The sequence below is a fragment of the Actinoplanes sichuanensis genome (assembly GCF_033097365.1).
GTDB classification, from domain to species: Bacteria; Actinomycetota; Actinomycetes; order Mycobacteriales; family Micromonosporaceae; genus Actinoplanes; species Actinoplanes sichuanensis.
In genome coordinates this window covers 11,216,339-11,237,262 of sequence record NZ_AP028461.1, presented here as the reverse complement: position 1 = coordinate 11,237,262, position 20,924 = coordinate 11,216,339, and the positions used below count along the sequence as shown (strand labels likewise).

Sequence of the window (20,924 nt, the reverse complement as noted above, 5' to 3'; positions counted from 1 at the left end):
CTACTTCCATTCAGAGGCCAGGACGGCCCAGATCTCGGTGTCGTTGCGGACACCGTTCCACGGGTACGCCTCGCGCAGCAGCGCCTCCCGGGTCATCCCGAGCCGGCGGGCCACGGCTGAGCTGGCGATGTTGTCGGGGTTGCAGTGCCATTCGGCGCGGTGCAGGCCACGGGTCCGGAACGCCCAGTCGATCAGCACCCGGGCCGCCTTGGTGACCAGGCCCCGGCCGACCCCCGCGGGCTCCAGCCAGACGCCCAGCTCACAGTTGCCCGCCTTGGCGTCGAAGGCGACGAACATGGCGCCGCCGACCAGCACCTCGTCCAGCCAGATGCCGAAGAGCCGCTGCTTGTCCCGAGCCGCGTTGTCGGCGTAACGCTGGAGGGTCGCGGTGGCACTGGCCAGGTCGGTGCTGATGCTCGCCCACGGGATCCACGGGTCGACAGTGGCACGGGCCCGGTCCATGTGGGCCAGGAACTCCTCGGCCTGCCACGGTTCGAGCGGGCGCAGCTGGGCATTTTCGGTCAGGTCGACACTGAACATCGCAGAAGCGTAACGGCGCTAGGGTCGGAAGACCGTACCCGTGGCCAGGTGGATGGCGCACGATAGGTACATGAGCGACACCGACGAGGTCAAGCGCGCACTGGTCCAGGCGGCGGATGCGGCACGGTTCGCCCCGTCGATCCACAACACGCAGCCGTGGCGCTGGGTGGTCCGGGAGGGCCGGCTGGAACTGTTCGGCGTCTCCGAGCGGCAGCTCCGCGAGCAGGACCCGGAGGGCCGGATGCTTCTGCTGAGCTGCGGGACGGCGCTGCACCACGCGCAGGTGGCGCTGGAGGCGGAGGGCTGGCGGCACGAGGTGGACCGGCCGGCCGGCGAACCACTCGCGGTGATCCGTCCGGTCGAGCAGATCCCGGCCCGCCCGGAGGCCACTCGGCACTATCAGATGCTTCAGGTACGGCGTACCGACCGGCGAACCGTGACCGATGAGCGGGTGCCCGAGGACACACTGCGGCACCTGGTGAAGGTGACCGAGGAGAGCGGCGCCCGGCTGCACGTACTCGGCCGGGACCAGGTGCTCGCGCTGGCGGTGGCGGTCGACCGGGCCCAGCACGCCGAGTCGCACGACGACCGGCTGTCGGCGGAGACGGCCACCTGGGTCGGCGGTGACCGGCCGGAGGGCACCGGCATCCCGGCGTCGGCGCTGCCCGAGGAGGTGCCGCTGACCACGGTCGCCGAGCGGGACTTCCAGTCGAAGGGCACCCTGGCCGCCGGGGACGGGCATGACAAGGCGGCGGTGTACGCGGTGCTCTACGGCGACGGTGACGGGGCCGAGGACTGGCTGCGCGGTGGCGAGGCGTTGAGCCGGCTGTGGCTGGCCGCGACCGAGCAGGCGGTCAGCCTGCTTCCGCTGAGCAGCCCGGTGGAGATCCCGTTCACCAGGCAGACCCTGCGCCGGATGCTCGGGGACGTCGGGTTCCCGTACCTCGCGGTGCGTCTCGGCACGCTGGATCCGGCGCACTCGGCCCCGCCGAAGACCCCCCGGCTCCCGGCCGGGCAGGTCATCGACATCATCCCGGGCTGAGCTCCGTGGACCGCGCTCAGTGCGGGTCGCCTTCCGGGCCGTAGGCGGCGAGGAAACGGTCCCGGAAGGTGTCCATCCGCCAGACCGGGGCGGCCGGGTCGGGCTTGAGGCCGTCGGTCCAGCCCCACCCGGCGATCCGGTTCAGGACGGCCGGGTCCTTGGCGACGATCGTGATCGGCACGTCGTGGGTGGCCTGGGTGCCGACCACCGCGGAGGCCGGCTGGTGGTCGCCGAGGAAGACCATCACCAGGTCGTCGCGGCCGTATTTCGCCATGTGGCCGAGCAGGCTGTCCATCGAGTAGGCGATCGAGCGGGCGTACTCGGTACGCATCCGGTTCTCGTCCTTCCACACGCTCGTCGGTCCCTCGGCGCTCGCGGCCATCGGTCCGTAGACGCTGCCGTCACCGATCGAGTCCCAGTCGATCATGCTGGGCACCGGTGCCCACGGGGTGTGGCTGGAGGTCAGGGTGATCTCGGCGAGCAGCCGGCCACGATCCGTCGGCCCGTATTCGAGCTTCTGGAAGGCCGACATCACGTACTGGTCGGGCATCGGGGACCAGCTGAAACCGGGTCCGTTGTAGCCGAGCGTGTGCGAGTCGTAGATGTGGTCGTACCCGTAGAAGGCGCCCTCCGGCCAGGCGAAGATGATGCCCGGTTCGACTCCGACCGTACGATGGCCGCTGCTCTTGAATGCCCTGGTGAGGGTCAGCCGATCGGAGGAGACGAGGCTGCGGTAACGCTGCTCGTTGTCGATCCAGAGCCCGGACAGGAACGTCGAGTGGGCGAGCCAGCTGCCGCCGCCGGCCGTCGACGAGGTGAGCCAGCCGCTGCGGGCCGCGAAACCCTTGGCGGTGAGCGCCTGCTGGTTGGCGGCGAGGCTGGCCTGAACGGCGCTGTTGAAGGCCGGGTTCTCGATGGCGTCGCGGCCGTAGCTCTCGATGAACGAGATGATCACGTCCTTGTCGCGCAGTGCGGTCAGGATCTGGTCGTCGGGCCGGTCCCGGTACGCGTCGACCTGCACCTCGGCGGCGAAACGCTTGCGGTCGGCGAGGTCGTTGGGCAGCGCGAGGGCGGTGTGCGCGGCCAGCTCGGCGGCGGTGTGCGAGGCGACCGGAATGCCGCCGATCAGCTGGGTGCCCATCAGGGTGAGCGCGACCCAGGCGGCCGCGACGGTGCCGATCCCGCGCCAGGCGGCCACCCGATGGTTCAGCGCGATGCCGCTGAGCCGCAGGACCGCCCAGGTCATCGCGGCGACCAGGCCGATCGAGAGGAGCACCAGCCCGGCGGCGAGACCGATGGTGGCGGCTTCGCCGATCGAGTCGACCATGAAGTTGTACGCGTCGTCGACCAGGATCCAGTCGAGCACCGGGTCGAACCGGCGGGCCAGCACCGCGAAGAAACCGATGTCGATCATCTTGACCACGGTGAGGAGCCCGAGCAGCAGTCCCAGGACACCGGCGATCGGGCGGCGGGACCGGCCGAGGCGCCCCCGTTGCGGCAGCAGAAGCAGGAGCGCTCCGGCGATCAGCGCCTCGACCGGGACTCGCAGGAGCGCGGTGAAGACCGAATTGCCGGGCGGCAGCCGGAAGATCTGGTCCGGGACGATCAGGGCCAGGAACACCAGAACAGCGGCGAATCCCGTGGTCAGGTGCCGGATGACGCGGCGGTACGACTTCTTTTGGCTCACGTTCCCTTCATACGCCAAGGGCTGAATTCTGGTTCGACCGGCATAAAGAAGTTGGCTGAGTGAGTACTCGCTCATTACTGTGGCGGCCATGGAGAACCGACGCAGACGCGTCCCGGCGATGGCACCGGAGGAGCGGCGGGCCGCCCTCATCGAGGCGACCATCCCGCTGTTGCACGAGCACGGGCTGGAGGTGAGCACCCGGCAGATCGCCAGCGCGGCCGGAGTGGCCGAGGGCACCATCTTCGGCGTCTTCGAGAGCAAGAGCCAGCTGGTGGTCTGCTCGGTGATCAAGGCACTCGACCCGCAACCCGACCTGGACGCACTGGCCGCGATCGACCGGGCCGCTCCCCTGCGCGAGCGGGTGATCGCCGCGGCCGAGCTGGTGCACAAGCGGTTCCTGGAGCGGGCCCACCTGATGCACGCGGCCCGCAAGCTGATCATGGTCGGCGAGCAGGACCCGGAGACGGTCGCCCGGATGGCCGCCAACCGGGCGAAGATCGGCACCGCGGTCGCCGACGTCTTCGCGCCCGACGCGGCCCGCCTCCGAGTGACGCCCGACCGGGCCGCCCACCTGCTGCTGATGTTCTGCGGCGCCAACACCTTCGGGCCATACGGGGAGCCCGACTCGTTCAGCGGAGCGGACCTGGCTTCGCTGCTGCTGGACGGCATTCACATCAGAGAGACGGAACAGGCGTGCTGATCAAACTATTGAAAGTGCATCTGCGGCCGTACCGGACGGAGATCACCCTGGTGGTGCTCTTCCAGTTCCTGCAGACGATCGCGACGCTCTACCTGCCCGCGCTCAACGCGGACATCATCGACAACGGCGTGGTCAAGGGCGACACCGACTACGTGCTGCGGGTCGGCGCCGGCATGCTCGGCATCACCCTGCTCCAGATCATCGCGCAGGGCGTGGCGGTGTATTTCGGGGCCCGGACCGCCATGGCCGTCGGCCGCGACCTGCGAGCCTCGATCTTCACCCGGGTGCAGGGCTTCTCGGCCCGTGAGGTGGGCCAGTTCGGCGCACCCTCGCTGATCACCCGGACCACCAACGACGTCCAGCAGATCCAGATGCTGGTCCTGCTCACCTTCACGCTGATGGTGTCGGCGCCGATCATGTGCGTCGGCGGCATCGTGCTGGCCATGCGGGAGGATGTGCCGCTCTCCTCGCTGCTGCTGGTCATCGTGCCGATCCTGGTGACCGTGATCGGCCTGATCATCGCGAAGATGCGGCCGCTGTTCCGGTCCATGCAGGAGCGGCTGGACCGGGTCAACCAGGTGATGCGCGAGCAGATCACCGGCATCCGGGTGATCCGGGCGTTCGTCCGCGACGACCACGAGCGGGCGCGGTACGGCGTCGCCAACCACGAGCTGACCGACGTGTCGCTGCGGGTCGGCAAGATCATGGCGCTGATGTTCCCGACGGTCATGCTGATCGTGAACATCTCCAGCGTCGCGGTGCTCTGGTTCGGCGGCCACCGGATCGACACCAACGCCATGCAGGTCGGCGAACTGACCGCATTCATCAGCTACCTCATGCAGATCCTCATGTCGATCATGATGGCCACCTTCATGTTCATGATGGTGCCGCGGGCCGAGGTGTGCGCCGAGCGGATCGAGGAGGTGCTGGGCACCGAGTCCAGCGTCGCGGCGCCGACGGCGCCGGTCACGACGCTGTCGCGACACGGCGAGCTCGAGCTCCGCGACGTCGGTTTCCGCTATCCGGGGGCTGAGGCAGGCGTGCTTTCGGGGGTACGTCTCACCGCACGCCCGAACGAGGTGACGGCGATCATCGGCAGCACCGGCAGCGGCAAGACCACCCTGCTCAACCTGATCCCCCGGCTGTTCGACGCCACCGAGGGCCAGGTCCTGGTCGACGGCGTGGACGTCCGGGAGATCGACCCGGCACTGCTGTCCGGGCTGATCGGCCTGGTCCCGCAGCGGCCCTACCTGTTCACCGGCACGATCGCGTCCAACCTGCGCTACGGCAACCCGGACGCCACCGACGAACAGCTCTGGGAGGCACTGGAGATCGCGCAGGCCCGACCGTTCGTCGAATCGATGGAAGGGCAGCTCGACGCACCGATCGCGCAGGGCGGCACCAACGTGTCGGGTGGTCAGCGTCAACGGCTGGCGATCGCCCGCACGCTCGTACACCGGCCGGAGATCTACCTGTTCGACGACTCGTTCTCGGCTCTCGACTACGCCACCGACGCGGCGCTGCGAGCGGCCCTGACCGACCACATCGCGGACGCCACCGTGGTGATCGTGGCACAGCGGGTCAGCACGATCCGCGACGCCGACCGGATCATCGTGCTCGACGACGGCAAGGTGGTCGGCACCGGCACTCATGAGGAATTGATGGAGACCAGCCCGACGTACCGCGAGATCGTCCTGTCCCAGCTCACGGTCGAGGAGGCGAGCACCCGATGAGTCAACCTCAACGCCGTGGGCCCGTTCCGGGCGGGCCGCCCGCCGCTCGCATGATGATGGGCGGTGGGCCGCCGGAGAAGCTGCAGGACTTCAAGGGCTCCACCAAACGCCTGCTCGCGCTGCTCAAGCCACAGCGCCTGTTCGTCGGCGGCGCACTGTTCTTCGGCGCCCTCGGGGTCTTCCTGTCGGTTCTCGGGCCGTACCTTCTCGGCCACGCCACCGACGTGATCTTCGGCGGGGTGATCGGTCGGATGCCCGGCTTCCCGCCCGGTGCCACCAAGGACCAGGTCATCGAGTACCTGCGGGCCAACGGCCAGAACACCCAGGCCGATCTGCTGTCCGGCGTCGACTTCATCCCGGGGCAGGGCATCGACTTCGACCGGCTGGGTCAGGTCCTCGCCTGGGTGGCGCTCGTCTACGTGTTCGCCTGGGTCTTCGGCGTGCTGCAGGGCCGGCTCACCACCCGCGCCGTGCAGGCCGCCGTCTACGACCTGCGGCAGCAGGTGGAGGAGAAGCTCGGCCGGCTGCCGCTGTCCTATTTCGACAAGCAGCCGCGCGGTGAGGTGCTGAGCCGCGCCACCAACGACACCGACAACATCGCGCAGACCCTGCAGCAGACGTTCGCCCAACTGGTGACGGCCCTGCTGATGATCGTCGGCGTACTCGGGATGATGTTCTGGATCTCCCCGCTGCTGGCGCTGATCGCGCTGGTCACGGTGCCGCTGTCGATCTGGCTGACCACCGTGATCGGCAAGCGGTCCCAGCCGCAGTTCGTCGCCCAGTGGAAGGTCACCGGGCAGCTCAACGGCCACATCGAGGAGATGTTCACCGGGCACACCCTGGTCAAGGTCTTCGGCCGGCAGGGCGAGGCGGCGGCGACCTTCCAGGAACACAACGAGAAGCTGTACGCGTCGAGCTTCCGCGCCCAGTTCGTCTCCGGACTGATCCAGCCGGCCATGATGTTCATCGGCAACGTCAACTACGTGCTGGTCGCGGTGGTCGGCGGTCTACGGGTGGCGTCCGGCTCGCTGAGCCTCGGCGAGGTGCAGGCGTTCATCCAGTACTCCCGCCAGTTCAGCCAGCCGCTCACCCAGGTGGCCAGCATGGCGAACCTGGTGCAGTCCGGGGTGGCGTCGGCGGAGCGGGTGTTCGCCCTGCTCGACGCGCCCGAGCAGTCCCCCGATCCGGCTCCGGTCGAGCTCGACGGGGTGCGCGGGCGGATCGCGTTCGAGGACGTGTCGTTCCGTTACTTGCCGGACAAACCGCTGATCGAGAACCTGAACCTCAGCGTCGAGCCCGGACAGACCGTCGCGATCGTCGGACCCACCGGCGCCGGCAAGACCACCCTGGTCAACCTGCTGATGCGGTTCTACGACGTGACCGGCGGCCGGATCACTCTGGACGGTGTGGACATCGCGACCATGCCGCGCGAGCAACTGCGCGAGCAGATCGGCATGGTGCTGCAGGACACCTGGCTGTTCGGCGGCAGCATCGCCGAGAACATCGGGTACGGGGCTTCGGTCTTCGACGAGGCAGCCATCCATCAGGCCGCCGAGGCCGCCCACGTCGACGGGTTCGTGCGGATGCTCCCCGAGGGCTACGACACGAAGATCGACGAGGAGGGTTCGAACGTCAGCGCCGGGCAGAAACAGCTGGTCACCATCGCCCGGGCGTTCCTCGCCGAACCGAGCATCCTGATCCTCGACGAGGCCACCAGCTCGGTCGACACGCGTACCGAGGTGCTGATCCAGCGGGCCATGGCCACCCTGCGCAGCGGCCGGACCAGCTTCGTCATCGCGCACCGGCTCTCCACCATCCGCGACGCCGACGTGATCCTGGTGATGGAGAACGGGTCGATCGTCGAGCAGGGCACCCACGAATCGCTGATCGCCAGTGGTGGGGCGTACGCCCGGCTCTACTCCGCGCAGTTCGCCCAGGCCGTCGCCGAAGTCGACTGACCCGGCACACACAACGGAACGGGGGCGGCCTCTCGGCCGCCCCCGTCTCGTATCACCAGGACTTACTTGATGGTGACCTTCTTCTGAGCCGAGTACCCGGCGTTGATACCCATGCTCGCGTCACCGGCGACCCAGGCCCGCAGCGTGACCTTGGACTTCGTCTTGACGCTGATGGTGCCCTTCCAGCCGCTGTCAGTGGTGGTGCCCTTGCCGATGGTCACCCACTTGCCGCCGGTGTAACGCTGCACCGAGACGGCCTGGCCGGCCATCCGCGGGTTGCCCGCCACCGAGACGCTCAGCTTGCCCTTCTTCGAGGAGCTCGCCGAGAAGGACGGCAGCTGCGTCACCTTGACGGTCTTGACCGCCGAGTTGATCTCCTGCGACCGGGCGACGAACGCCCAGCCGGAGGCGAGGGACTTCGGCGCCAGCTCGAAGTAACCGTCATCGTCGGCGGTCGTCTCGCTGATGTACTTGAAGGCCTTCGGGTCGGTCTCCGGGAGAGCGGCGCCCCACAGCTCGACCGTCGTGTTCGGAGCGGCCGTGCCGACGAACTTCGCCAGGCCGACACCCTTCGACGGACCGGTCGCGCTCAGCGTCGGGGTGACCGGGTCGGCCTTGTCCTCCGACTTGATCGTGACCGTGCCGTCGCCCCGGGTCACCGCCGCACCCGTCGGGGTGGCGACGCCCAGCTTGACGTGGAACTCCTCGTCGTTCTCCTTCAACTTGTCGTCGATGACGGGAACGTTGATCACGGCGCTGAGGTCACCGGGCTTGAGGGTGATCATGCCCTTCGAGCCCTTGTAGTCCTCGTCCTCGCGAGCGCTGCCCGGAACCGTCCACCAGGGGATGTTCACGGTCTGCGTGGTGGACTTGGTGTTCTCGTCGAAGGCGAAGTCCACGTGGACGTCGACCGACTTCTCCCATTCACCGATCGACTCGTCGCGGATCGAGGCCGCCGGCGGAAGGTCCGCCGGGTCGTCATTGATCCGGAAGGTGGCCGTGGAATCGGTGAAGCCCTGCGGCGATGCCGTGGTCTCCTTGACCTCGATGCTGAACGTCTCGAGAGGCTCGTCGGCGTCGTCCGGCGCCAGGTAGATGTCACCCAGCGTTCCGGTCAGTGCGGTCTGCCCCTTGGTGATCTTGATGGGCGTGGTGGTGAATCCGGCCGGCAGCTCGAAGTCCGTGCCCGGAGTCGCCGGGTTGTCTCCACTACCCGCCACGACGAGGCTCAGGTCGTAGGGGTACTGCGAGACACCGGTGAGCGTGCCGGCTACCCGGATCGAACCGCTCTCGGTCCCGCTGATCTGGGTGAGGTTCACCGTCGGCTTCGCGTCGTCGTTAGTGATCGCCACTCGCGCCGAGTGCAGGACATCTGCTGTGAGGTTGTCATTGACCACGGTGCTGGTGGTGTCGATGTCGACGATGAATGCCTCGTCCCGTTCGAAGACCGTGTCTCCGTTGATCGGGAATTCGAGGAAAGCCGACTGCTGACCGGCCTTGATCGTCGTGCTGCGCACGGCCGGCAGGTCATAGTCGTTGTCGCCGACAGTGAGGCCCGAGTTGACACCGGTCTCGGTTGCGCTGCCCGGCGTGTTGAACGTTGCGGTGAACAGCACATCCGCCGCCGCCGGACCGCTCAGGGTGATCGGCACCTTGGCGGTCGTGGTGCCGGTGTTGCCCTCGACGATCGAGACGTCCGCAGTAGTCCAGGTCGGCGCGACGTCGTCCGTCGGGTCCTCGGTGATCGTGATCGTCTTGGTGGCCTCGGCGACCGTCTTGGTGCTGCTGCTCAGCACCACGTCGAACGTCTCGTTGCCGGTCTCGTCGATGGTGTCACCGATGATCGTGACCGGGATCTTGCCGCTCCATGTCGCCCGGGTCGCACCGACCGGGATGGTGAAGCTGCCCGCGGTGCCCTTGTAGTCGACACCGTTCAGCGCGGTGCCGTCCTTGAAGGAGTAGTCGACCTTGATCGGCACCTGGAAGGGGCCGGCCGTGGAGGCGTTCAGGGTGACCGCGATGTTACGGACGTTCTCGCCGGTCGCGAGCTCCTTGAAGGTGGTGCCGCTCGGAAGGCCGTCGGCCGGGTCACCCGCGGTGGTCAGGTCCAGCGTGGGACCGGAGTCGCCGTCGTTGATGACGCCGGTGCCGGTGGCGGTACCGATCGTCACGCCGGTCGGCGTCGAGATCGTCACCTTGGTGTTCTCGGGCCCCTCGAAGGCGGTGTCGTCCTTCGCCTTGACCGCGATCAGGCGGCCCTTCGAGTACGCGGCGATCGGCACGTCCGCGGCCACGGTAACGGCCGGGTCGAGGTCGGCGGCGACTGCCGGGTTCGAGTCGGGAAGCGTCGTTCCGTCGCCCGTCAAGTACTTGACGTTCAGCGACGTCGAGTCGGACTGCCGATCCAGCGTCAAGGGGTAGTTGAGGTAGCCCCCTTCATCCGCCGCCGGAGCGTTACCGATGGACGCCACCGGCGCCGGATCGTCGTCCGTGATAGTGATCGTGCTTTTATCGGAGTCGGTGACCCCGGACTTGACGATCACCGGTGTGCCCGCGGACTGCACCTTGAAACTCTGACCACCGGAGTTCGTCTCGTCGACGGCGTCGTCGTAGAGCTCGACGGTCACGCTGCCCGTGTAGGAGTACTCGGGAATGGTGATCGTCGCCGTCGACGGCAGTGCCGTGTAGTCACGGAGCTCACCGCCGGTGGAGACCGCATCCGCGATCGTGGCGCCGGCGCTGACCGTCGCCACCGGCAGGGTCACCGGGTGGGCAAGGGTCTTGTCCAACGTCGCCGTCACGGTGACAGTCTTTTGGACTGTCGCGCCCGAAGCGTTCTTGGACGCGGTCTCGGCGACCGACGCAGCGCTCGGCGAAAGGGTGAACACGGGGTAGGCCGCGTCCGCGACCGCCCAGATGGTGCCGGTGGCGGTCTTGGTGTTGTCCAGCGCGTCCGTCACAACGAGGCTGAATGTCTCATCAGCGTTGTCACCATCCGCGACCGTGTCCACGGTCACGGTCACGGTGTTGGTTCCGCCGGAAGCCGTGCCGGGGAAGGTGTAACTCGTCCGGCTGGGCGCGGTCGTGTAGTCGGTTCCGCCTGCGACAGCATGCCCGGTTCCAACACCGGTCACCGCGGTGGCGATGGTCTTGAAGGTGGCGGCTGCGGCGCCGGTGTAGGTCAGGGTGAAGGTGACCTTGGAGCCTTCCCAGGCGCCGGCGTCGCTGATGATGAGGTTGTCGACGCTCGCGTGGGCTGGGGAGCTGACCAGGGCCACCGGGATCAGACCAGCAGCCGAGGCGGCAATCGTCGCCAGCACTGTCCGGATCCGCTTCCGTCCCCAGAGCGTGAACGGCACCCGCTCTCGCGGCGCCGTTTGGATGGGTCGATGACGCATTCTCTTCCTGTCTCCTTCGGCGGCTGGGCTACCTCCAGCGGGGAGGCCCCTGGCTTTGCGTCCCCGTCTCGCGACGGGTTTGCCTGTTCGGGTACCGCACCTAGGGCGGTTCGGGGTGCCGATTCGAAACCGGCTCTCAGCAGCGCAAACACCGGATTTGATGATCCGCGTGAGGCGGCGCCAACTGCAATCTAACCGGCGTATCGGACCGTTCGCGGCGGAACGGGTTTTTCGGTAGAAAGTCCTTCACATAGCCGGGAAACGGCCTGGTCGCGTGGCTCTGACCGGCCCGCGACGGCACCCTGACCAGCGGCGAACTGTACTCGCCGCCCGGGGTGGACGTCCCGGGAAACGGGTGAAGGGCGGTCCGTACGGACCGCCCTTCACCACGTTCGGACCTATTTGACCTTGACCGTCCGGGCCGGTGAGGTGCCGGCGAGGATGCCGAGCGACGGGGTCGCGGCGATCACCGCGCGGAACACATTGTTCCCGGCTTTCAGGGAACGCACGGTGGTGGAGTACTTGCCGCTCGCGTTGAGCTTGCCGTCCTCCAGGTCGTCCCAGCCGCCCTTGACCTGCCGCTGAATCGTTACCTTCTGTCCGGGTTCGTCAGGGTCGCCGGAGACCGTGAGTGTCGCGGTGCCCTTGGCGTTGGAGACCGCGGTCAGCTCCGGATCCTGCCGCACCTGGATGGTCTGGACCGGCGAGATCAGCCCACCGGCACGGACCTGAACCCGGTAGCCGTGGGTGAAGTTGGGCCGGAACGAGTAGGCGCCGTCGTCGTCGGCCTGGGTGGTGGCGGCCACCTTGAACGTGCCGCCGGAGACGCCCGGCGCGCTGAGCAGCTCGACCTTGGTCCCGGCGGCGGCCGTACCGCTGATGGTGACCCGGCCGGTGCCGGTGTTGCTGGCGGGCGCGCTGACGGTAGGCGCCTTCGCCTTGTCGTCGTCCTCGATGGTGACCAGACCGTCCGGCTCGGTGACCTTCACGTCGGCGGGCGACGCGGAGCCGAGCCGCACCGTGAAGGTCTGGTCCGACTCGTCCTTGGTGTCGCCGAGGATCGGCACCGTGACCGTGGCGGTGGTGGTGCCCGGAGCGAAGGTGAGGGTGCCGCCCGACTTGGTGTAGTCCTTGCCCGCGTCGGCGGTACCGTCCACGGTCTGCCACGGCACGCTGATGATGCGTTCGGTGCTGGTGGCACCACTGAATCGGAGGTCGACGGTGAGCGAGACCCGGCCGTCGCTCTCACCGACCGACGCGCCGTCGATGGAGACGGTCGGCGGGGTGTCGGCCGGGTCGTCGTTGATGCGGAAGGTGCGGGTGGTTCCGGCGATGGACACGGTGGCCGACTCGGTGTCCTCATCGATGCTGTCGCCGGGGAAGCTGATCGCGCCGAGGCGGAGCCGAGTACCGCTCGGGGTACCGCCGGGCACCGTGACCGGCGCCTGCTCGAGTTCGTAGTCGTCCGGCTCGGCCGCATCGTCAGCCGCCGCCGCGCCGGCTGCGGCTGACGTGTCGATCCGATACTCCCGCTGCGCCACGCCCTTCACCGTGCCGAACAGCTCGATCGTGTCGCCCTCGGCCACGGTGGCGGCGGTCGGTTCGAGGCTGAACGTGGGTGCGGCATCGTCGTCGGTGATCGCCAGGGTGACCTCCCGCGGACTGCCGACGGCATCGTCCTCGCCGGCCGCCAGTGCGACGGTGACCTGTGCCTTCTCGTCACCCTCGTACACGTCGTCGGGGCGGATCGGCAGATTCACCGTCGCCGACCGGGCGCCCTGCGGGATGCGTACGGCCGTGGGGGGAAGGTCGTAGTCGTCGCCGCCGGCTCCCGGGCCGGTGTCGGTGGCCGTACCGTCACGAACGCCGACGGTGAGGTCGATGTCGCTGGGCGCCGCCGTGCTCAGTTCGACCGTGACGCCGGCGCTGCCGGCGCTCTCCCGGACGGTCAGCGTGTCGGTCGCCGAGAACGACGGGCGGGAGGCGGAGTCGTCATCGTCGATGGTGATGACGGCCAGATCGACCGCTGCTCTGACGTCCGCCGGTGCGAGCCCGGTGGCCTGCACCATGAACACCTCGGACGGCTCGAAGCGGTTGTCGTTGGTGATCGGCACCCGGATCGTGCCGCTCGTCGCGCCGGGCTGGATGACCAGCGGGTTCGACGAGATCGGGGACCCGAAGTCGTCGGCGCCCGCGGATGCCGGAGTCGTCAGGTACTGGATCGAGATCGGACGTTCGGTCGAGGTGGCGTCGTTGCCGGTCTCGTAGCGCAGGCTCACCGGAATCTCGGCGACGCCGGCGCCCTCCGACACACTGACGGTCTCGACGCCGACCGCCGGTGGCTGGTCGATCGGGTCGTCGAGGACCCGGACCCGGGTGGAGACGGCCGGTTGTCCGGGATCCGCCAGGTTCTCCAGCGTCACCTTGACCGACTCGACGTCCTCGTCGATCTTGTCGGCCGCCAGTTTGACCGAACCCACCGAAACCGGACCGGTGCTCCCTCCGGGCAGGACGGCCCGCGGTACGGCGGAGAAGTCGACCGCCTCGGCGGGATCGGCGCCGTCGGTGGCGTCTCCGCTGAGGTTCATCAGGAAGTCGATCGGTTCCTGCGCCACGCCCTCCGGTACGGCCATGACGTCGACGGCGCCGCCCTCCTGCCCGGTGACCGGGTTCAGGGTGACGGAGGGGACCGGGTCATCGTCGGCGATGGTCAGGGTGCTCTGCTGCGGCGTACCGACCGCATCCGTCTCGCCGGTGGCGAGAGCCACCGTGACCTGCGCGGATTCCTTCGGCTCGAAGACCGCGTCGCCGATGATCGGGATGGTGATCGTGCCGGTCGTCGCGCCGGCCGGGATGGTGAGGAGGAGCATCGGCGTCATGTAGTCGTCGCCGCCCGGACCGGATCCACCGTGCCGCGCGGTCCCGTCGGTGGTGGAGACGGCGAACTGCACCGGGGTGAACGTCGGCTCGCTCAACGAGACCGTGATCTGCGCGGCGGACTGTCCCTCGGTGACGTACACGTCCGGGGTGACCTGGAAGGTCGGTACCGGGGCCGCGGGGCCCTTGATGGTGACGGTGGACGAGGTGGCGCCGAGGTCGGCGTTCCTGGTGTTGCCGAGCAGGACGAGGAACGATTCGTCGCCTTCGGCGTCGTCCGCGTCGGGCAGGGTGGGTACGGCGATGTCAGCCGACGTGGTCGACGGGTCGAAGACCAGCGTGCCGGTGGTCGTCTGGTAGTCGACGTCGGCGGTCGCGGTGTTCGGGGCGGTGCTGTAGTCGACGGTGACGACCTTCTCGGTGGACGTCGCGGTGTTGCCGGGCACCGCGGTGAAGTCGAGGTTGACCGGCACGAACGCGGTACCCGCCTCGTTGACCGAGACCTGCCCCGCCGGGATGACCTTGGGCGGCAGTTGGGTGTGCCAGTCCCGGATGGTCCCGAACCCGGTGGAGGTGCCGCCCTCGAGGTCGGCGGCGACCTTGATGGTCTCGTCGTACTCGTCGGCGGAGTCCATGGTGAAGTCCAGGGTTCCGACGTCGACCCGGGTGCCGCCGGGGGCGAGCGTGCCGGACAGGGTGAGGCCGGTCCGGGTGAAGTCGGTCTCCTCAGCCGGGTCACTGCCGTTGAAGACGTCGCCGCCGACCGTGGCGGTCCACGGCAGCGGGTCCTGTGCGGTGCCGGTGGCGGTGAACCAGACGCCGATGCCGCCGGTGCCCTCGGACTGGTCGAAGCCGTCGAAGGTCAGTTTCGGGGCGGCGTCGTCGTTGACGATCGTGAGGGTGCCGGTGCGCGGTTCACCGCTCACGTCCTGGTCGCCGGCGGGCGGGCTGACGATGATCGCCGCGGTCTCGTCCTTCTCGTAGACGGCGTCACCGTTGATCTGGACGTCGAAGGTGGCGCTGTACTGACCCGCGTCGAAGTGCACCGAACTCGGGACCGTGAAGTCCTGGCCGCCCGCGCCGCTCCCGGTCCGGACCGCGGTGCCGTCATCGGCGGTGATCGGCAGGTCCAGCGGGACCGCGGTGGGGTGGCTCAGCTTGACCGTGAAGGTGGCCTGGGTGGCCGCCCCACCCTCCTCCTGCGCCACGGAGCCGACGGCCGCGATCCCGGACGGGCCGTCGTCGTCGATGATGCTGAAGAGATGGTCCCCACCACCGGAGAAGGGGACGGTGGTGTAGATGTGCTGCAGCCTGATCAGGAAGGTCTCGTCGGCCGGCTCCGCGGTCGTATCGCCACGGATCGGCACGACGATCTGCTTGGTCATCTCCCCCGGCTCGAAGACGATCTGCCCGGGTTGGACGAGATCGAAGTCCACCGACGGGGTCGCGGTGCCGGCGAGAATCTCGTAGTCCATCTGGATCCGGGCGTCCACAGCCATACTCAGCCGGACCTCGAAGACCTGGTCACGGACGCCCGCGTGGCCCTCGAAGATCTCACCGACCGGGGTCACCGAGATCACGCCGTCGAGCATCTTGCCGGTCGCGGTCAACGTTCCGGCGATCGCCCCACCGGTGTCGGTGATCGTCAAGCCGACCGTCTCCGAACCCGGTTCGGTGTCTCCGTCGTACCTGGTCCGTACATCGATGGTCTTGGTGATCTCGCCCGGCTGGAACGTCACCCACTGGTCGTAGATCCGCTCGTAGTCGACGTCTCCGATGGCGGTGCCGTCGGTGGTGGAGACCCGGATCGTGATCGGCGAGCCGCTCGGCCGGTCCAGCGTGACCGGGAACCGGATCGTCTGCCCCTCGACCACACCGGCGGCGGGCGTGCCGACGCTCACCACCGGCGGCGTCTCCTTGATCGTCAGCGTGCCCCAGCCGTTCCCCATGTCGGCGTTCCTGGGGTTGAACAGGGAGATGTTGACGGTCTCCTCCGGTTCGACGACCGAGTCCGCAGTGGTCGGGATCGTGAGCGTCGCCTCGGTGGCGCCCGGGGCGAAGGTCAGCGTTCCGCTGGTCGGGCTGTAGTCGTCGGTCTCGGTCGCGCTGCCGGGTTGGACGTTGTACTGGACCGAGATCGGTTTCTCGGAGCCGGTGGTCATGCCGCCGTTCCAGGAGTAGTCCAGCTTCACCGGCACCGTGGCGGGCCCGCCCTCGATGACCGTCAACGGCGTGCCCAGCATGATCCGCGGCGGCTGGTCGTTCCCCGAGTCCCGGACCGTCCAGAAGCCGGCGGACGACCCCGCACCGGGTGAGCTGACACTGATCCGGATCGTCTCGTCGAACTCGTCGACATTGTCGGTTCGCAAAGCGATCGCACCCAGGTCGATCCGGTTGGCGCCGGGTTCCAGCGTGCCCGACAGCCGTAGGTTGCTCGCGTCGAAGTCGTCGTCCTCAGCCGGGTCGCTGCCGTTGTCGTCGGCGGCCCCCGCGACGGAGGCAGTCCAGGCGATCGCGTCCTGGGCCTGACCGGTGACGGTGAACGAGACGCCGGCCCACTGGTTGCCCTCCCACTGGTCGGGGCCGTCGAGGGTCAGCTTCGGAGCGGCGTCGTCGTTGACGATCGTGAGCGTCGCCTCCTGCGGGGGCCCGACCACGTTCGGTTCACCGTCCTCCGGGCGGACGACGATCGTCGCGGTCTCGTCCTGCTCGTAGATCATGTCGCCGAAGACCTGCACGCCGAAGGTCGCGGTGTCCTGGCCGGGCTGGAAGTACACGAAGTTGTCATAGGCGGCGTAGTCCATGCCGCCGATGCCGTTCATCGCCCGGACGGCGCTGCCGTCGACCCCGGTGACCTGCAGTCGAAGTGGCGCCGCGGTCGGTTGGCTCAACCGGACCGTGAACCAGGCCGTCATGGTGTTGAACCCGCCCTCGTTCACGGTCACCGGATCCATCGCCAGGACGGTGGCCGGAGTGTCGTCCTCGACGATCGTGAACGTGTATTCCTTCGTCTCCCGGTAGACCATGCCGCCGGAGTTGTTATACAGCCGGATCTTGAAGGTTTCGCCGGCCCCTTCCGGCAGCAGGTCGCCGCGAATCGGCACGGAGATCTGTTTGTGGGTCTCCCCCGGCTGGAAGTTGAGCTGCCCGGAGTTCGGGTCGAAGTCCTGATAGGAACTCGCGGTCCCGGCGACCAGGTCGTAACTGAGCCACAGCGGCATGTCCACCGGAGCGCTGAGCCGCACGTCGAAAAGCTGGTCACGAACGCCGCTCGTACCCTCGGTGATCTCGCCGACCGGAGTCACCGTGATCACGCCGTCGACGATCTCGCCGGTGGCGGTCAGGTTTCCCGCCGTGGCACCGCCGGTGTTGGTGATCTCCAGGGTGATCGTTTCCGGATCGGGTTCGGCCACGTTGTCGGAGTTCGTCCACACATCGACGAACCGGCTCGTCTCCCCGGGATTGAAGTACACCGTCGTGTTGTAGAACGACTGATAGTCCTCGTTCACGTTTGCGGTGCCGGACGCGACCGAGATGGAGACGTTGATCGGGTAGGCGCTCGGGCGGTCCAGCGTGACCGGGAACCGGAGCGGCGCGCCCTCGACGACGGTGGCCGGCGGTGGGCCGATGCTCACCGCCGATGGCGTCTCCTTGATCGTCATGTTGCCCCAGGCACCGTCGGCGCTGGCGTTCTTGGCGTTGACCAGGACGATGTTGATCATCTCGTCCTGCTCCGGGATCTGATCCGCGACCGTCGCGATGGTGAACCCCATCTCGGTGGCGTTCGGGGGGAAGTCCAAGGTGCCGCCGGTGGGCCGGAAGTCGTCCTGACTCGCGCCGTTCGGATGCACGGCGTAGTCGACCGAGATGGGTTTCTCGCTGCCGGTCGTGTTGCCACCGTTTCCGGTGTAGTCGAGCCGGACCGGTACCGTGGCGGTCTCCCCCTCGAGGACCGACATCGGGTTCGCCAGCACGATCCGAGGCTGTTGATCGTTCCAGTTGTCCCGGATCGTGCCGAACCCGGAGGTCCGAACCCCGTCCGGATCCTCGACGGTGACCCGGAACGTCTCGTCGAACTCGTCGACGTGGTCGATCCGGAAATCCAGGACGCCCAGCTCGAGTTGCCGCGCGCCCGGCGGCAGGGTGACGGTGGACTGGAATCCGCTCTTGTCGAGGTCACCGTCCTCGGCCGGGTCGCTGCCGAAGTCGTCGGCGGCGCCCTCCAGGGTCGCCGTCAGGGGAATCGGGTCCTGCGCGTCACCGGTGACGGAGAACCGCACGAAGGCGCCCAGGTTGCCCTCGTCCCGCTCCAGACGCTCAAGGACGAAGGTCGGCTTCGCGTCGTCGTTGACGATGCTCAGTGTCGCGGACTGCGGCCCGCCGCCCACCAGCGGATCGTTCTCGCGTGGCGTGACGATGATGCTCGCGGTCTCGTCCTTCTCGTAGACCATGTCGCCGTAAACGGTCACCCAGAACGTGGCGGTGGTCTGGTTGGCCGGGATCGTCACGGTGGGCGGCAGGGAGTAGTCGTTGGTGCCCATACCGTTCATCGGTTGAACCGCGGTGCCGTCGTCACCGGTCAGGTTGAGGGTGACGTCCTGCGGGCTCGGGGCGGTCAGCTCGACCTCGAACGGCACCTGCGAATATCCGTTGCCCTCCGGCTGGGGAACCGCGGTGACCGACTCGATGGCCGGCAACGCGGGTTCCTCGTCGGTGATCGTTCCGGTGGCGGTCACACCGGGGCCGAGCATGGCGAGGTCGGGGTCGATGATCGACACGGACACCGTCTCGGGTTCGGCCTCCACCTCATCGTCCGGGATCGTGTTGACCATGAAGTCTCTACGGGTGTCCCACATGCCCTGAAACCGCACGGGCTGGATCCACTCGGAATAGTCGGCGCCCGCCGTGGCCGTCCCACCCGTCACGGCGAGCTTCACCGTGATGGGGACATCACTCGGAACGTTGAGCGTCACCGGAAACAGCAGCGACCGGCCCTCGCGTGTGGCTGCCGCGTTTCCGACGTTCACCTGGCGTATGTCACTCATGACGTACACGTCCACCGAAGCGTCCGAGACCTCATTGTTCAACGGCCTGTTCAGCACGACGTTCCGGGGATTGCTCAGCACGACGGTGAAGAACTCGTCGCCCTCCGGCATCCAGTCCTCGCTGATCGGGATGGTGATGTCGGCGGCGTAAGCCAGAGGGCCGCCGGCGGAGGGCTGAAGGCTGAAGGTCAGCGTGCCGGAGGCGGCGGTGAAGTCCACGCCCTCCTGAGCGGAGGCACCCTGCACCGTGTAATCCACCTTGACGGTCTTCTCCGTCGACGTGGCGGTGTTCTGCGAGGGCCACCCCGTGGGGAATTCGAGCTTGAACGGGAGCTTCGCCGGATCCGACTCCTTGACCGCGAACCGCTCCGGCAGAACGAGCTGGGGCTCCTTGTCCGACTCCGAGTCGCGAATCGTGCCGAAACCGTGGAACTGGCCGAGTCCTGGAGCGTCCAGGATGACCTTCAACATCTCGTCGTATTCGTCACGGTTGTCGTTATTGAACTGGATGGGACCCAGATCGATCCGCTCGTCGCCGGGCTGAAGTGTGCCGGAGTTGTTGGGACCCCAGAACTGGCTGAGGCCCGAGCTCTGGTAGTCGTACGGTTCGGCCGGATCGGCGACACCGTCCGAGACGTTCTCGATCCTGGCATTCCACGGAAACGCCTCCTGCGCTTCGCCGGTCACCGTGAACGAGAGGTTCGCCTGCATTCCCTCGGGCTGGTCGAGGGGGTCGAGGGTGATCTGGGGACGGTCGTCGTCGTTGGTGATGATCAGGGTCGCCTCGGACGTCGAACCGATCAATCCGGTTCCCGGCGCGACCGTGATCCGGGCGCTCTCGTCCTTCTCGTAGACCTCGTCACCGTTGATCCGCACGTCGAACGTCGCGGTCGACTCGCCGGTCTCGAAAGTCACGGTGGGCGGCACGTCGTAGTCGTCCGCGCCGATCGCACCGGGGGCCTGCACCGCGGTCTGGTCCTGAGCGGACACTCCGAGGACGACCTCTTCGGTCGCGGGGTTGGTCAGGATCACGGTGAAGGTCGCGACCGTGGGCCCACTGTCGCCTTCCGGCAGGGTCCGGCTGGTCACCGCCGCGATCTGCGGCACGCCGTCGTCGTCGAGAATGTTGAAGGTACGCGTCTCCAGCCCGACCACGGAGCCACCGGTCAGGTCGCTGAAGGCTATCTGGAAGTACTTGTCCACGCCGTCGCCGTCGGCGTCGTCACCGTTGATCGTCACCTGGATGCGCTTCGTCCGCTCCCCCGGCGCGAAGGTGAGGGGCACGTCGGTGGCCGCGGTGTAGTCCTGTCCGGCGAGCGCCGAACCGTCGAGCAGCGAGTATTCGACGGTGACGGTGGTCTGGAAGGCGACGTTGAGCGAGACGTCGAACTCCTGGGTACGGCCGGGGTCGTCGCCCTCGATGATCGGCTGGACCGCATTCACCATCAGCCGGGCGTCGACGATCCGGCCCATTCCGGTCATCCGTACTCCCGGGTTCACGGCTCCGGGATCGATGATCCGGAGGTTGACCGTCTCCGGCTCGTCCTCGGGACTGTTGTCGGCTCTCGTCGGCACGTCGACCGTCTTGACCGTCTGGCCCGGATCGAAGACGACCTCCACTCCGGTCAGGGTGGTGTAGTCGTCGTTGCCGCCGATCGCCGTGCCGCCCTCGGTGGAGACCCGCACGCTGACCGGGTAGGCGGCGGGTTCACTCAAGGTCAGCGGGAAGTGCAGGGTCTCGCCCTCGGCGACCTCGGCCGCGTCCGCCACGGTCACCGTCGGGACGGTGAGTGCCAGCGCCGGGCGCGGGAGGATCGCCGTCGCGGGAACGAACCCGGCGGCGGTGGCCGCGATGACCGAGACAGCGGTACGGAATCTCGCCGGCGCCCACAGCCGGAACGGGACGTCGTCGGACGTACGGATGTTCCGTCGATTGCGCATGGG

General features: G+C 68.0%; 8 protein-coding genes and 1 riboswitch. Of the genes, 4 read left to right on the top strand and 4 right to left on the bottom strand.

Features of this window, described 5'->3' with window-relative positions:
- On the bottom strand, positions 1-540 hold the full coding sequence (locus Q0Z83_RS51540; RefSeq protein WP_317790888.1) for a GNAT family N-acetyltransferase: 540 nt from the start codon (positions 538-540) through the stop codon (positions 1-3).
- A gap of 70 nt (positions 541-610) precedes the next feature.
- On the opposite strand from Q0Z83_RS51540, the gene Q0Z83_RS51535 reads away from it, so the two are divergent.
- Complete coding sequence (locus Q0Z83_RS51535) at positions 611-1,582, top strand: Acg family FMN-binding oxidoreductase (protein WP_317790887.1); 972 nt, start codon at positions 611-613, stop codon at positions 1,580-1,582.
- 16 nt (positions 1,583-1,598) lie between these two features.
- Here the strand turns inward: Q0Z83_RS51535 and Q0Z83_RS51530 are convergent, their stop codons facing one another.
- Positions 1,599-3,269 (bottom strand): alkaline phosphatase family protein, encoded by a 1,671-nt coding sequence (locus tag Q0Z83_RS51530; protein ID WP_317790886.1) that lies wholly within the window; start codon positions 3,267-3,269, stop codon positions 1,599-1,601.
- 88 nt (positions 3,270-3,357) lie between these two features.
- Here Q0Z83_RS51530 and Q0Z83_RS51525 point away from each other — a divergent pair, with 88 nt between their 5' ends.
- From Q0Z83_RS51525 to Q0Z83_RS51515, 3 genes are read left to right on the top strand one after another with little or no spacing between them, the layout of a single operon-like run.
- Positions 3,358-3,969 carry a TetR/AcrR family transcriptional regulator gene (locus Q0Z83_RS51525; protein WP_317790885.1) on the top strand — a complete coding sequence of 204 codons (612 nt, stop codon included), beginning with the start codon at positions 3,358-3,360 and terminating at the stop codon, positions 3,967-3,969.
- The gene (locus Q0Z83_RS51520) at positions 3,963-5,702 is read left to right on the top strand and encodes an ABC transporter ATP-binding protein (RefSeq protein WP_317790884.1); all 1,740 of its coding nucleotides are present in this window, start codon (positions 3,963-3,965) and stop codon (positions 5,700-5,702) included. The genes Q0Z83_RS51525 and Q0Z83_RS51520 overlap by 7 nt, the downstream gene beginning before the upstream one ends.
- Positions 5,699-7,660, top strand: a complete 1,962-nt coding sequence (locus Q0Z83_RS51515; protein ID WP_378079026.1) for an ABC transporter ATP-binding protein — start codon at positions 5,699-5,701, stop codon at positions 7,658-7,660. The genes Q0Z83_RS51520 and Q0Z83_RS51515 overlap by 4 nt, the downstream gene beginning before the upstream one ends.
- Positions 7,661-7,722: 62 nt before the next feature.
- Here the strand turns inward: Q0Z83_RS51515 and Q0Z83_RS51510 are convergent, their stop codons facing one another.
- Both Q0Z83_RS51510 and Q0Z83_RS51505 read right to left on the bottom strand, forming a co-directional pair.
- On the bottom strand, positions 7,723-10,980 hold the full coding sequence (locus tag Q0Z83_RS51510) for a Calx-beta domain-containing protein (protein WP_317790883.1): 3,258 nt from the start codon (positions 10,978-10,980) through the stop codon (positions 7,723-7,725).
- Between the two features lie 93 nt (positions 10,981-11,073).
- Positions 11,074-11,152: riboswitch (cyclic di-GMP riboswitch) on the bottom strand.
- A gap of 304 nt (positions 11,153-11,456) precedes the next feature.
- Positions 11,457-20,921: a Calx-beta domain-containing protein gene (locus Q0Z83_RS51505; protein ID WP_317790882.1), complete on the bottom strand. Its 9,465-nt coding sequence runs from the start codon at positions 20,919-20,921 to the stop codon at positions 11,457-11,459.
- Positions 20,922-20,924: the final 3 nt, after the last annotated feature.